Annotated in this window: 12 protein-coding genes; 1 reads left to right on the top strand and 11 read right to left on the bottom strand. The window is 70.7% G+C overall.

Translation table 11 applies throughout. The features are described from left to right. Positions 1–51: 51 nt before the first annotated feature. The 7 genes from QFZ26_RS16525 to QFZ26_RS16495 all read right to left on the bottom strand — a co-directional run bounded on the left by QFZ26_RS16525 (position 52) and on the right by QFZ26_RS16495 (position 5,990). The gene (locus QFZ26_RS16525) at positions 52–1,464 is read right to left on the bottom strand and encodes a pyridoxal phosphate-dependent decarboxylase family protein (RefSeq protein WP_307044049.1); all 1,413 of its coding nucleotides are present in this window, start codon (positions 1,462–1,464) and stop codon (positions 52–54) included. A gap of 74 nt (positions 1,465–1,538) precedes the next feature. Further along, a complete protein-coding gene (locus QFZ26_RS16520) occupies positions 1,539–2,369 on the bottom strand; it encodes an SseB family protein (RefSeq protein WP_307044047.1) in 831 nt (276 codons plus the stop codon). Next, positions 2,353–3,099 (bottom strand): bifunctional 1-(5-phosphoribosyl)-5-((5-phosphoribosylamino)methylideneamino)imidazole-4-carboxamide isomerase/phosphoribosylanthranilate isomerase PriA, encoded by a 747-nt coding sequence (priA, locus tag QFZ26_RS16515; RefSeq protein WP_307044045.1) that lies wholly within the window; start codon positions 3,097–3,099, stop codon positions 2,353–2,355. Before priA ends, QFZ26_RS16520 begins: the two co-directional genes overlap by 17 nt. Positions 3,100–3,200: 101 nt before the next feature. After that, a complete protein-coding gene (gene hisH, locus QFZ26_RS16510; protein ID WP_307044043.1) occupies positions 3,201–3,839 on the bottom strand; it encodes an imidazole glycerol phosphate synthase subunit HisH in 639 nt (212 codons plus the stop codon). Further along, on the bottom strand, positions 3,836–4,450 hold the full coding sequence (hisB, locus tag QFZ26_RS16505; RefSeq protein WP_307044041.1) for an imidazoleglycerol-phosphate dehydratase HisB: 615 nt from the start codon (positions 4,448–4,450) through the stop codon (positions 3,836–3,838). Before hisB ends, hisH begins: the two co-directional genes overlap by 4 nt. Then, complete coding sequence (locus tag QFZ26_RS16500) at positions 4,447–5,538, bottom strand: histidinol-phosphate transaminase (RefSeq protein WP_307044039.1); 1,092 nt, start codon at positions 5,536–5,538, stop codon at positions 4,447–4,449. Before QFZ26_RS16500 ends, hisB begins: the two co-directional genes overlap by 4 nt. A 44-nt stretch (positions 5,539–5,582) precedes the next feature. Next, on the bottom strand, positions 5,583–5,990 hold the full coding sequence (locus tag QFZ26_RS16495; protein WP_307044037.1) for a LysM peptidoglycan-binding domain-containing protein: 408 nt from the start codon (positions 5,988–5,990) through the stop codon (positions 5,583–5,585). Between the two features lie 269 nt (positions 5,991–6,259). On the opposite strand from QFZ26_RS16495, the gene lexA reads away from it, so the two are divergent. Then, positions 6,260–6,937 carry a transcriptional repressor LexA gene (gene lexA / locus QFZ26_RS16490; protein ID WP_307045114.1) on the top strand — a complete coding sequence of 226 codons (678 nt, stop codon included), beginning with the start codon at positions 6,260–6,262 and terminating at the stop codon, positions 6,935–6,937. On the opposite strand, the gene QFZ26_RS16485 is transcribed toward lexA, so the two are convergent. The 4 genes from QFZ26_RS16485 to hflX all read right to left on the bottom strand — a co-directional run bounded on the left by QFZ26_RS16485 (position 6,934) and on the right by hflX (position 12,865). Beyond that, positions 6,934–7,674 carry an alpha/beta fold hydrolase gene (locus tag QFZ26_RS16485; RefSeq protein WP_307044036.1) on the bottom strand — a complete coding sequence of 247 codons (741 nt, stop codon included), beginning with the start codon at positions 7,672–7,674 and terminating at the stop codon, positions 6,934–6,936. The genes lexA and QFZ26_RS16485 overlap by 4 nt on opposite strands. A gap of 116 nt (positions 7,675–7,790) precedes the next feature. Then, positions 7,791–10,136 (bottom strand): 5-methyltetrahydropteroyltriglutamate--homocysteine S-methyltransferase, encoded by a 2,346-nt coding sequence (gene metE / locus QFZ26_RS16480; RefSeq protein ID WP_307044035.1) that lies wholly within the window; start codon positions 10,134–10,136, stop codon positions 7,791–7,793. Then, positions 10,133–11,125: a methylenetetrahydrofolate reductase gene (locus tag QFZ26_RS16475; protein ID WP_307044033.1), complete on the bottom strand. Its 993-nt coding sequence runs from the start codon at positions 11,123–11,125 to the stop codon at positions 10,133–10,135. Before QFZ26_RS16475 ends, metE begins: the two co-directional genes overlap by 4 nt. A 210-nt stretch (positions 11,126–11,335) precedes the next feature. After that, the gene (gene hflX, locus QFZ26_RS16470; protein ID WP_307044031.1) at positions 11,336–12,865 is read right to left on the bottom strand and encodes a GTPase HflX; all 1,530 of its coding nucleotides are present in this window, start codon (positions 12,863–12,865) and stop codon (positions 11,336–11,338) included. Positions 12,866–12,902 lie beyond the last annotated feature (37 nt).

The raw sequence follows: 12,902 nt of genomic DNA, 5'->3' as shown, positions 1-12,902 counted from the left end.
TGCCACCGACGCGGTCGCCGCGAAGCGCGGTCGTGTGCGACGGATGCCGCCTCAGCGCGCCGTGCGCACCTCGCCGATCGCACGCTCGACGGCGGCGACCGTGCGGGCCACCTGCGCGGCATCCGTGCCCCAGTTGCTCACCGAGAAGCGCACGACCGCGCGGTCGTGCCAGCGCGAGGTCATCGCGAGCACCTCGCCCTCGTTCCACAGGTGCTCGCTGAGCGCGGCCGTCGTCGCGTCGTCGTCGAGGGTGAGGCAGACCTGCGTGAAGACGACGTCGTTCAGCACCTCGACGCCGGGGAGCGCCCCCACACCGTCGGCGATGCCCCGCGCGGCATCCGCGAGCCCTTCGACGAGGCGGGCGATGCCGCTGCGGCCGAGTGCTCGGAGCACCGCCCACGTGGGGATGCCCCTGGCTCGGCGTGAGAGCTCGGGGACCTTCTCGTGCGGGTCTGCCCCCACGTCGGTGGCCTGCAGGTAGCTCGCGTGCATGCTGAGGGCACGGTGCATCGCAGGTCCGTCGCGCACGATCGCGATGCCGCAGTCGTACGGCACGCTCAGCGTCTTGTGCGCGTCGGTCGACCAGGAGTCGGCGCCCTCCATGCCGCTGACGAGGTGGCGCAGCCTCGGCGACGCGGCCGCCCACAGCCCGAACGCTCCGTCGACATGGACCCAGGCATCGGCCTCATGCGCTATGGCGATCGCCTCGGCGAAGTCGTCGAACGCGCCCGAATGGATGTTCCCGGCCTGCAGCAGCACGATCGCCGGCCCGGAGCTCGCAGCGAGCTCGCGTCGCAACGCGTCGACGCGGATTCGGCCCTGCTCGTCGGAGTCGACCACCGTCGGCGAGCCGAGCCCGAGGTACCGGCCCGCGAGGTCGACCGTGCCGTGGCGCTCCTCGCCGACGATGAACCGGATGCGCGGTCCGCCGGCGAGGCCCGCGGTCTCGACATCCCAGCCCGCACGTCGGAGCACCTCGTCGCGCGCCGCGGCCAGGCACGTGAACTGGGCCAACGTCGCGCCGGTGGTGAACCCGACCTCGCTCTCGGACGGCAGCCCGAGCATGTCGAGGAGCCACTCTCCCGCGAGTTCCTCGACGGCGACCGCCGCGGGCGTGATCTTTCGCAGGCCCGTGTTCTGGTCCCACGCCGAGACGAGCCAGTCGGCCGCGAGGGCGACCGGCTGCGTGCCGCCGATCACCCAGCCGTAGAAGCGCGGCGAGCCGATCGCGATCATGCCCGGCTCGGTTCCCTCGGCCAGCCTGGCGATGACCTCGGTCGCCGGCTCGCCGTCGTCGGGAAGCTCACGGCCGAGGCGATCCTTGATCTCCTCCGCCTGCAGCCTCGGCGGGATCGGACGCTCGGTCACGCTCGACAGCCACGCTCGAGCGTGGTGCTCGGCGACCCCGAGCACCTCGTCGTACGAAGACTGAGGTTTGCGCTGCTGCTCACCGTGATCGACCATGATCCACCTGGATTCCGCGCGCCGACGCGCCATCCGATTGTCGCCCGAGGCGCGCGACGGGTCAACGACCCTGTTCAGGCGTCAATGGCTCCGCCGACGAGCCGCACGGTGAGGGAGTCCACGGATGTCGCGATCACATCGTCGGCGGCCCACCGCTGCGCGAGCCGAGCGGTCATCGCATCGAGCTCCTCACGCGTGAGACCCGCGATGAGCTCGAGTCGCACGATGAGTTCGGGGCCGGCGAGCCGGGCGTGGGGATCGCCCGCGTGCAGCGTCACCCCGAGTACCGCGAGCTCGCGCTCGATCGATCGCGCGAATGCCGCCTGCACGGCTGAAGACTCGAACGGCGGCACCCACTCGTGCGACTGCGCGACCGCCCAGACCGCCGGTCGTCGCAGTACGAACTCCGTCTCGGAGCCCGGATCGAGCACCACGAGGTCGGTGCCGTCGTCGGCTGCGGCAAGCGCCACGCGCACGCCGTCGGCCGGAACCGGGCGCGCAGCGGGGTTCCATCGAGACATCGCCGCGACGGAGGCGAACACCGGCAGGACCTTCCGCCCGTCGGGCCCCTCGACCGTGACGATCGACAGCTCCTGGCTCTTGTCGACCGCGAGGCCGTGTTCGCCGAGCTCGGCTCCGCCGTCGCCGAGCTCGGCGAGCAGCGGGATCAGGAGCCGGGCCGAGCCGAACTCCGCCACGACGGCCGCTTGGCCCGCCTCGCCCGCGCGGAAGCGGCGGAGCGCATCGGCGAGTGCCGCAGGGGCGTCGCCGCTATCGGCGGCGTGCGGATTCGGCGCGAACGAGCGTCCGGCCCACGGCACCCCCGCGGAATCGGCGGCGCCGCCGCGCGACCCGGCGATCGCGGAATCCGCTTCGCCGTCGCCCGGCTCAGTGGGAGGCGACATCCAACGCCTCGGCCAGCGTGAACGCGCCGGCGTACAGTGCCTTGCCGATGATGGCACCCTCGAGCCCGAGCGGGACGAGCTCGCGCAGGGCCACGAGGTCGTCGAGGCTCGAGACGCCGCCCGAGGCGACGACCGGGCGGTGCGTGCGCTCGATCACCTGGCGGAGCAGTTCGAGGTTCGGTCCCTGGAGGGTTCCGTCTTTCGTCACGTCGGTGACGACGTAGCGTGCGGCGCCGGCCTCTTCGAGGCGGTCCATGACCTGCCAGAGATCGCCGCCCTCCTGCGTCCACCCGCGGGCTGCGAGCGTCGTGCCGCGCACGTCGAGTCCGACCGCGACGGCTTCGCCATACTGGGCGATGACGGATGCCGCCCACTCGGGATTCTCGAGCGCCGCGGTGCCGAGGTTGATGCGCTTCGCGCCGATGGCGAGGGCGTGCTCGAGCGACTCGTCGTCGCGGATGCCGCCCGACAGCTCGACGTTGACGCCGCGCACCTGGCGGATGACCTTCTTCAGGATGCCCGCGTTCGACCCGCGACCGAATGCCGCGTCGAGGTCGACGAGGTGGATCCATTCGGCGCCCTGGTCGGCCCAGTCGACCGCCGCGTCGACCGGGTCGCCGTAGTTCGTCTCGGTGCCTGCCTCGCCCTTGGTCAGGCGGACGGCTTTGCCGCCGGCCACGTCGACTGCGGGAAGCAGTACGAGCCCTGCGGTGTTGTTGAACTCACTCATTCACTGTCCTCGATTTCACTGCCGCGCGTGCGACTTTCGGCACAGTCACAGCATCCTAGCCCTCTGCGGACGAAGCGGTCGGCACGTGACGGAACGCCGCGTCAGCGCAGGGTGCCGAGCCAGTTGCCGAGGAGGCGGATGCCAGCGTCGGATGACTTCTCGGGGTGGAACTGCGTCGCCGACAACGGGCCGTTCTCGACAGCCGCGAGGAACCTGCCGCCGTGCTCCGCCCACGTCAGGACCGGGCCCGGGAACGGCGGCCTGACGTCGAGGGTCCACTGCTGCGCGGCGAACGAGTGCACGAAGTAGAAGCGCTGGTCTTCGATGCCGTCGAACAGCCTCGATCCCGGTTCGGGCTCGACCGTGTTCCAGCCCATGTGGGGCAGCACGGCTGCCGGCAGCTCGCTGACGACGCCCGGCCACTCGCCGAGGCCCTCGCTGTCGACGCCGCGCTCGACGCCCCGCTCGAAGAGCACCTGCATGCCCACGCAGATGCCGAGCACCGGCCTTCCCCCCGCGAGGCGGCGGTCGATGATCTCTTCGCCGCGTACGGCGTGCAATTGCTCCATCACGGCCTTGAACGCGCCGACGCCCGGCACGACGAGACCGTCGGCCTCGAGCGCTGCGGCCCGATCGGCGGTCACCGTCACCTCGGCACCGGCACGCTCGAGCGCCTTCGCGGCGGAGTGGACGTTGCCCGAGCCGTAGTCGAGCACCACGACGCGACGGGTTCGAGTCACAGCGCGCCCTTCGTGGACGGGATGCCGGTGACGAGCGCGTCGTGAGCCTTCGCCTGACGGAACGCGCGGGCGAAGGCCTTGAACTCGGCTTCGGCGATGTGGTGCGGATCACGGCCGCCGAGCACGGTCACGTGCACGGTGAGCGCCGCGTTGAACGCGATCGCCTCGAAGACGTGCCGCACCATGGAACCGGTGAAGTGGCCGCCGATGAGGTGGTACTCGAAACCGGCGGGCTCGCCGCTGTGCACGAGGTACGGGCGGCCGGAGATGTCGACGACGGCCTGCGCGAGCGCCTCGTCGAGCGGCACGAGCGCATCGCCGTAGCGCGAGATGCCGCGCTTGTCGCCGAGCGCCTGCCTGATGGCCTGGCCAAGCACGATGCCGGTGTCTTCGACGGTGTGGTGCACGTCGATGTCGAGGTCGCCGCGTGCGCGCACGGTGAGATCGGTGAGCGAGTGCTTCGCGAACGCCGTGAGGAGGTGGTCGAAGAACGGCACGCCGGTCTCGATATCGCTCGTGCCGGTGCCGTCGAGATCGACCGACAGGTCGATGCTCGACTCGCTCGTCTCACGTTGCACGCGGGCGGTGCGGCGCTCGCTCTGGGAGGTCATGCGCCAATCCTATTCGGCGCGAAGACGGCCATCGCCTCGAGGAAGGCCGTGGTCTCGGCCTCGGTTCCCGCCGTCACGCGGAGGTGACCGGGGATGCCGATCTCACGGATGAGGATGCCGCGCTCGAGGAGCGCCTGGAAGACGGCGTGCGGATCGTCGACGCCGCCGAACAGCACGAAGTTCGCGCCGCTGCGGTACGGATCGAACCCGAGGCGGGCGAGCTCGATCGAGATGCGCTCGCGCTGGTGGCGGATCTCGTCGACCATGGCGAGCATCTCGTCGGCGTGCGCGAGTGCCCCGAGTGCCGCGGCCTGCGTGAGTGCCGAGAGGTGGTACGGGAGGCGCACGAGACGCAGGGCGTCGACCGCGGCGGGATCGCCCGCGAGGTACCCGACCCGGGCCCCGGCGAAGGCGAACGCCTTGCTCATCGTGCGCGAGACGAGGAGTCGTGGCCTCCCGCCGAGCAGCGTGAGGGCGCTCGGCGTGCCCGGCTCGGCGAACTCGATGTACGCCTCGTCGACGACCACGATGCCTCGGGCGACGTCGGCGACCGCGCGAACCGTGTCGAGTGAGAGCGGCGTGCCGGTCGGGTTGTTCGGCGCACACAGCAGCACGACATCGGGGTCGTGCTCCCGCACCGCGGCGACCGCCGTGGCCGGGCTCAGCTCGAACGCGTCGTCTCGGCCGGCGGTGATCCATTCAGTACCGGTTCCGGCGGCGAGCAGCCCGTACATCGAGTAGGTCGGAGCGAAGCCGAGTGCCGAGCGCCCGGGCCCGCCGAACGCCTGCAGGACGTGCTGGAGCACCTCGTTCGAGCCGTTTGCCGCCCACAGCTGCTCGGGAGCGAGCTCGTGGCCGAGGTAGTCGGCGAGTGCGGCGCGGAGCTCGGTGAACTCGCGGTCGGGGTATCGGTTGAGCCGGAGGATGGCGGCTGCGACGCGTGCCACGATGTCGTGCGCCACGTCTTCGGGGATCGGATGCGTGTTCTCGTTGACGTTGAGCGCGACCGGGACGGCCTGCTGCGGAGCGCCGTACGGTACTCGCCCGCGGAGGTCGTCACGGATGGGAAGGTCGTCGAGACTCGTCACGGCTCAATGGTATCGACGCCGCCTCGGCTACCCGGGCGCGGACGTCACGGAAGGACCGGGAGCGCGAGACGCTGGCCGGGCTCGACGACCGCGCCGTCGAGACCGTTGAGGCGGATGATCTCGTCGATGACGACGCGAGGGTCGGCATCGGGGGCGATCGCCTCCGCGATGCCCCACAGCGAGTCGCCACGATCGACCGTGACGTACTCGAACGCCGTGGCGGGACCTGCCGCGTCGGACTCCGCGGCCGCGCCTCCGGCGCCGAGCACCATGACGAGCGCCAACACGACGAGCGGGATGGCGGCGATGGCAGTGAACACCACTCGACCTCGGCGAGTGAGCCGCAGGCGCGTGCGCACCTTCGGTGACGCCTCGGTGCCCGCACCGCTCTGGGACGCGGGCTGGAACCGTGCCTGGACGCCGAACCCGGTCGTCGCGATCGCTACGCTCATGGTCACACCTCCTGAGGGAGCCGCATCCGACCCTCGGCCGGGAGGGCCGGATGCGAAGCTCTGTTCCGAATATATCTTCGAACAATCGAGGCCGCAAGCACCGCCACGCGGAAATCTGCGAGCGAATACCACGACACACTCGAACGAATGTTTGCCGCACCCGCCCGGGGCGGATACAGTTTCGAACATCTGGAAGACAGTCGACCAGACACCACCGACATCCGATCGCCCTGCGGTCGCAACGAGGGGCGGAGACGTTGAGCACCGACATCGACGACGCGCGCGACACGAGCCGAGCGCGCCGCCGCAAGAGCCTGAGCGCGAAGCAGATCGCCATCCTCGAGGCCATCCAACGCTCGGTCGCGAACCGTGGATATCCGCCGAGCATGCGGGAGATCGGCGACGAGGTGGGCCTGTCATCGCTCTCGAGCGTCACGCACCAGCTGAACCAGCTCGAACTCGCCGGCTACCTCCGGCGCGATCCCAATCGGCCGCGCGCGCTCGAGGTGCTCATCGAGCTGCCCGGCACCGAGCCCCGCAGCCCGGCCGCCGGCGACCCCGCTCCCGTCGGCGACGCGGCGATGGTGCCGCTGGTCGGCCGCATCGCGGCCGGCGTGCCGATCATGGCGGAGCAGCAGATCGAAGAGGTGTTCCCGCTCCCCCGCCAGCTCGTCGGCAAGGGCGAGCTGTTCATCCTCAAGGTCGTGGGCGACTCCATGATCGATGCCGCGATCTGCGATGGCGACTGGGTCGTCGTGCGCTCGCAGCGCACCGCCGAGAACGGCGAGATCGTCGCCGCGATGCTCGACGGCGAGGCCACGGTGAAGGTCTTCCGGCAGCGCGACGGCCACATCTGGCTGCTTCCGCGCAACAGTGCGTTCGAGCCGATCGTCGGCGATCACTCCGAGGTGCTCGGAAAGGTCGTGGCGGTCCTGCGTTCGGTCTAGACGTGCTGCGGGGCGGGCGCGAGGCCGCGCAGCCACTCGACGACCGTGTCCATGAATCCCGCGTGGTCGTCGCGGAAGACGGTATGCCCCGTTCCCTCGACCGTCTCGACGGTCATGCCCTGGCGACGCAGCTGTACCGCGACGCGTTCCGTGATGAGCAGGCTCTTCTCCGCGAGCACGACGAGCGTGGGAGCCACGAGTCGCACCGGCGGCACGAGACGCCGGGTATCGGTGAAGCCCAGGATCGTCCGCTTGTCCCAGTCCCTGAGGGTCGCGACCTCGATGTCGACGTCGGTCGCGCTCCATTTCGGGTTCATCCGCACGAGTGCTGAGCGCCTCGGTCGCGGTGCGAGCGCGAAGAACGCCTTGAACGCCCAGCCCCTGATGCCGGTGGGGAACGAGAACGCCGGGTCGATGTAGATGGCCGCGCGGGGCGCCAGCCGATCGGCGACGATGCTCGCCACGAGCCCGCCGAGCGAGTGCCCCATGACGACCTCGGGCGGCCCGTCGAGCAGCGGCTCGAGCGTTTCGACGACGTCGTCGGCCCACGCGGCCGGCGAGTACTGCCGAGCTCGCGGACTGCGTCCGTGACCCGCGAGGTCGACGGCGAGCACGCGGAATCCGTGACCTTCGAGCTCAGCGGTCACCCGGTGCCAGGCACGCGAATCCGACATGATGCCGTGGATGAGGATCGCAGTGCGCGAACCGCGCCCCGATGCGTGAACCGCGAGTTGCATGGGTCGACCGTAAGCGGTGCGCCTGTACGGCACCCCTGCAACGCATGTGCAACGCCCGTGCGCGATCGAGCGATGCGGGGCGGATGCCGCGAGCTCGCGACATCCGCCCGCAGCACCTACTCGACGAGGGCGGGCGCGCCGAGCTCTGCTCGCACCGCGCGGGTTGCCTCGATGATGTGCTCGAGCGACGCGACGGTCTCGTCGTAGCCCCGGGTCTTCAACCCGCAGTCGGGGTTCACCCACAGCCTCGAGGCCGGGATGTCGGCGACGGCTCGCTCGAGCAGCGCCTGCACCTCCGCGGCACTCGGCACGCGCGGCGAGTGGATGTCGTAGACGCCCGGGCCGATGCCGTGGTCGAAGCCGCTCGCCGAGATGTCGTCGACGACCTCCATGCGGCTCCGAGCCGCCTCGATGCTCGTGACATCCGCGTCGAGCTTGCGGATCGCGTCGATGACGACGCCGAACTCCGAGTAGCAGAGGTGGGTGTGCACCTGCGTCGCCACGGCGGCGCCACCGGTCGCGAGCCGGAACGACCCGACCGACCAGTCGAGGTATGCGGGCTGGTCGGCGAGCTTCAGCGGCAGCAGCTCGCGCAACGCCGGCTCGTCGACCTGGATCACCGTGATGCCCGCCGCCTCGAGGTCGGTGATCTCGTCGCGGAGTGCGAGGGCGACCTGGTTCGCGGTGTCGCCGAGTGGCTGGTCGTCGCGTACGAACGACCACGCGAGGATCGTGACCGGCCCGGTGAGCATGCCCTTGACGGGCTTCTCGGTGAGCGACTGCGCGTAGGTCGACCAGTCGACGGTCATCGGCGCCGGGCGTGACACGTCGCCCCAGAGGATCGACGGTCGCGCGCAACGCGAGCCGTACGACTGCACCCAGCCGTGCTGCGTGACGGCGAACCCGTCGAGCAGCTCGGCGAAGTACTGCACCATGTCGTTGCGCTCGGGCTCGCCGTGCACGAGCACGTCGAGTCCGATCTCCTCCTGGAGGCGGATGACCCGCTCGATCTCCGCGCGCATGAGGTCGCGGTACTCGTCGTCCGACAGGGCACCGCTCGAGAGGTGCGCACGGGCGCGGCGGATGTCTCCCGTCTGCGGGAACGAGCCGATCGTCGTGGTCGGCAACTCGGGCAGGGCGAGGGCGGCCTGCGCCGCGACGCGCTCGTCGTAGTCGGCACGGGAGAAGTCGCGCTCGGAGAGCGCCGCGAGGCGCTCACGCACGGCGGGGACTCGCACGCCGGGTGCTCCGGTGCGGTCGGCGAGGGCGGCGGATGCCTCGTCGAGCTGAGCGACGATGGCGTCGCGTCCTTCGGCGAGCCCGCGCGCGAGCACTGCGACCTGGGCGACCTTCTGGTCGGCGAACGCGAGCCAGCTCACGAGACGGGCGTCGAGCGCGGTCTCGTCGTCGACGTCGTGCGGCACGTGCAGGAGCGACGTCGAGGTCGACACGGCGACGGCACCCGAGAGCGCACGCACCGCCTCGACGCGATCGAACGCCGTGGCGAGGTCGCCGCGCCAGATGTTGTGGCCGTCGACGACGCCCGCGACGAGCGTCTTCGCGGCGAGCGACTCGGCAGTCGCCGGATCGAGCAGCTCGGGCAGCACGCCACGTACAACGTCGAGGCCGATCGCCTCGACGGGCGTCGCCGCAAGTGCAGGGAGGGCGTCATCGAGCGAGCCGTACGGCGCGGCGACGAAGATCGCGGGGCGCGACGCCACGGCACCGAGCGCGTCGTACGCGACGGCGACGCCGTCGAGGACGCGGTCACGCGGCTCGTCGATGCTCTCGCTCACGAGAGCGGGCTCGTCGAGCTGCACCCACTGTGCCCCGGCCTCGGCGAGACGCTCGAGGAGCGCCGCGTACACGGGGACGAGGTCGGCGAGGCGATCGAGCGGACGGAATCCCTCGGGTGCGCCGTCGGCCGCCTTCGAGAGGAGGAGGAATGTGACCGGCCCGACGATGACGGGTCGCGTCAGGAAGCCCGCGGCCTTCGCCTCCGTGAACTCGGCGAGGATGCGCTCGGCGTGCAGCGAGAACGAGGTCTCGGGGCCGATCTCGGGCACGAGGTAGTGGTAGTTCGAGTCGAACCACTTGGTCATCTCGAGCGGCGCGTCGTCGCCGACGCCCCGCGCGATCGTGAAGTACGCCTCGAGGTCGGCGCCGCCGTCGGCATCGAGGAACCGGGTGAACCGCGCGGGCAGGGCGCCCACGGCGACGGCGGCGTCGAGCACCTGGTCGTAGTACGAGAAGGACTCGGGGATCGAGGAGTCGGTGCGGCCCAGGCCGAGCGAGGCGAGGCGCTCGCGGTTGGCGGCGCGCAGTTGCGCCGCGCGCTGCTCGAGTTCGAGGGCGTCGATGGTGCCGGCCCAGAATGCCTCGACGGCGCGCTTCAACTCACGGCGCCGGCCGATTCGCGGGTAGCCGAGGATGGTGCCGGTGGGAAAGGAGTGTGCGGTCATCGTTCTGTGGTGTTCCTCTCATTGACGAGCTGGTCTGCGGGTCGGAGCCCGAGGCGTCCGACGACGTCGAGAACGGCCTCGTGGCGGTTGAAGGTGTAGAGGTGCAGGCCCGGGGCGCCACCTGCGAGCACCTCGGCGGCGAGCCGGGTGGCGTACGCGATGCCGAGCTCGGCCTGGCCCGCGGCATCCGGTTCGATCTCGAGGTCGATGCTGAGCTCGGCCGGCGGTTCGACGCCCGTGAGCTCGGTGAGGCGCGCAAGGCGCGCAGGGGTCGTCACGGGCATGATGCCCGGCAGGATCGGAATGGTGACGCCGCCCGCACGGGCGCGTTCGACGAAGCCGAGGTAGTCGTCGGAGCGCCAGAACAGCTGGGTGATCGCGAGGTTCGCGCCCGCGATCTCCTTCGCGAGCAGCGTGTCGACGTCTTGCGCCACGCCACGGGACCGCGGATGCCCCGTGGGGAAGGTCGCCACCGCGACCCGCTCGGGCCGTGGTCGCTCGCCGATCTCCGACGCTCCCGGCACGCCGGGGACGCCGAACTGCGCGAACGGCTCGCGCTCCTCCTGCACCCGATGGATGAGTTGCACGAGCTCGGCCGCGCTGCCGAGGTCGCCGATGCCGGCGTCGTCCTCGCCTGCCGCCGGAGGGTCGCCGCGCAGGGCGAGGAAGCTCGTGATGCCGGCGTCGAGGAACTCGCGCACGAGCCGGTTGGCCTCCGCATGCGACGAACCGACGCACGTGAGGTGCGCCATCGGCTCGACATCGGTGTGCTCGAGCATGTAGCGGAGCACGGTGAGCGACCGGTCGCGGGACGTGCCGCCCGCACCGAACGTCACCGAGATGAAGGCCGGCCGCACCTCGGCGAGGCGGTCGATGGTGCGGCCGAGCGCGAGCGCCGCGGCATCGGTGCGCGGCGGGAAGAGCTCGAACGAGATCGGCGTCTGCGGCCGACAGTCCGCGCCCGAAGCGTCGGATCCGGTCGCTGCCATGATGCTCCTCGCAGGCACGCCGTGTCGGCGGAGGCACGGGCAGGCCGCGCTCCCCCGGCCAAGGCGGCGGGTGGGTGTCGCGGGCGGGTGCCGGGCTCGGCGGTCGCTCCTGGTGGGCGGTATCCGACCGCTCACCGACGATCAAGAGCGACGATACGCCGGTCTCATGCAGATCGCGCCCTCTGTGACATCAGGTGACGTGGGCTGCGATCAGGCGCCGATCGAGGTCGCCGTGAACTCCGCGAGCTGTGCGGCCTGCTCGGGCGACGCGAGCGCCCGGATGCGGGTGCCGTCTTCGAGGTAGTCGAGCGAGAGCACGCGCCCCGTCTCGTGCAGCATCGACACCACATCGCCACGATCGTAGGGCACGAGCAGGTCGATCTCGACCGCGGGATCGGGCAGCATGCGACCGATGGCGGCAAGCACCTCGGGCACGCCCTCTCCGGTGCGCGCCGAGGCGAAGATCGCGCCGGGCTCGAGCCCGCGCAGCACCAGGCGGTCTTCGGGGCTCACCAGGTCGGCCTTGTTGAACACGACGAGCTCGGGGATGCCTCGGGCGCCGACCTCGCCGATGACGTCGCGCACCGTGGCGATCTGTCCGGCGGGATCGGGGTGCGCCGCGTCGACGACGTGCACGATGAGGTCGGAATCGGCGACCTCCTCGAGCGTCGAGCGGAACGCCTCCACGAGCTGGTGCGGGAGGTTGCGCACGAAGCCCACGGTGTCGGCGATCGTGTAGACCCGCCCGTCGTCGGTGGTGTTGCGTCGCACGGTGGCATCGAGCGTTGCGAACAGGGCGTTCTCGACGAGCACGCCGGCGCCTGTGATGCGGTTCAGGAGGCTCGACTTGCCGGCGTTGGTGTAGCCGGCGATCGCGACCGACGGCACGGCATTGCGCTTGCGGTTCGCCCGCTTGGCCTCGCGCGCCGGCTTCATGCCGGTGATCTGCTTGCGGAGCTTCGCCATACGGGAATGGATGCGGCGACGATCGAGTTCGATCTTCGTCTCACCCGGACCACGCGAGCCCATTCCGGCGCCCGTGCCGCCCACTTGCCCACCCGCTTGGCGGGACATCGACTCACCCCATCCGCGGAGTCGCGGGAGGAGGTACTCGAGCTGGGCGAGCTCGACCTGGGCCTTGCCCTCCCGGCTCTTGGCGTGCTGGCTGAAGATGTCGAGGATGACCGCAGTGCGGTCGATGACCTTGACCTTCACCGCGTCTTCGAGCGCACGCCGCTGGCTCGGCGCCAGCTCGGTGTCGGCGACGACGGTGTCGGCGCCCAGCGAGGCGACGATGTGCCGGAGTTCCTCGACCTTGCCGCGACCGAGGTACGTGCTCGGATCGGGATGGGGCCGGCGCTGCAGCACGCCGTCGAGCACGCGCGCTCCGGCCGTCTCGGCGAGTGCTGCGAGTTCACGCATCGAGTTCTCGGCCTCGTCTTGCGCGCCCTGCGAGTACACGCCGATGAGCACGACGTTCTCGAGACGCAGCTGCCGGTACTCGACCTCGGTGACGTCTTCGAGCTCGGTCGACAGTCCGCCGACACGGCGGAGTGCAGCACGCGCGTCGCGGTCGAACTGCTCGCCATCGGTGTCGCTGTCGGCGGCGGCATCCGACCCGGGCGCCATCAGCGCCTCGGCGGGGGTCACTCCGAATCGGGTGATGCCCGCCTTGGATTCTGCGCCGCGCAGCACCCGCTCGACGGCGTCGTCTGCGGTCGTGTGTTCGGCTTCATTCATCGTGTTAACCCTAGTTCCAATCGCTGCGATAGGTTCC

Origin of the sequence: Agromyces ramosus, assembly GCF_030817175.1 — a bacterium.
Classification (GTDB): Bacteria; Actinomycetota; Actinomycetes; order Actinomycetales; family Microbacteriaceae; genus Agromyces; species Agromyces ramosus_A.
This window is presented reverse-complemented; position numbering and strand designations above follow the sequence as displayed.

Bases quoted from the DNA above. Each gene is read 5' to 3' on its own strand.
- hisB (WP_307044041.1), bottom strand. From the start codon at position 4,450: ATGACCTCCCAGAGCGAGCGCCGCACCGCCCGCGTGCAACGTGAGACG.
- QFZ26_RS16485 (WP_307044036.1), bottom strand. From the start codon at position 7,674: ATGCAACTCGCGGTTCACGCATCGGGGCGCGGTTCGCGCACTGCGATC.
- QFZ26_RS16475 (WP_307044033.1), bottom strand. From the start codon at position 11,125: ATGGCAGCGACCGGATCCGACGCTTCGGGCGCGGACTGTCGGCCGCAG.
- metE (WP_307044035.1), bottom strand. From the start codon at position 10,136: ATGACCGCACACTCCTTTCCCACCGGCACCATCCTCGGCTACCCGCGA.
- QFZ26_RS16520 (WP_307044047.1), bottom strand. From the start codon at position 2,369: ATGTCGCCTCCCACTGAGCCGGGCGACGGCGAAGCGGATTCCGCGATC.
- hflX (WP_307044031.1), bottom strand. From the start codon at position 12,865: ATGAATGAAGCCGAACACACGACCGCAGACGACGCCGTCGAGCGGGTG.
- QFZ26_RS16495 (WP_307044037.1), bottom strand. From the start codon at position 5,990: ATGAGCGTAGCGATCGCGACGACCGGGTTCGGCGTCCAGGCACGGTTC.
- QFZ26_RS16525 (WP_307044049.1), bottom strand. From the start codon at position 1,464: ATGGTCGATCACGGTGAGCAGCAGCGCAAACCTCAGTCTTCGTACGAC.
- priA (WP_307044045.1), bottom strand. From the start codon at position 3,099: ATGAGTGAGTTCAACAACACCGCAGGGCTCGTACTGCTTCCCGCAGTC.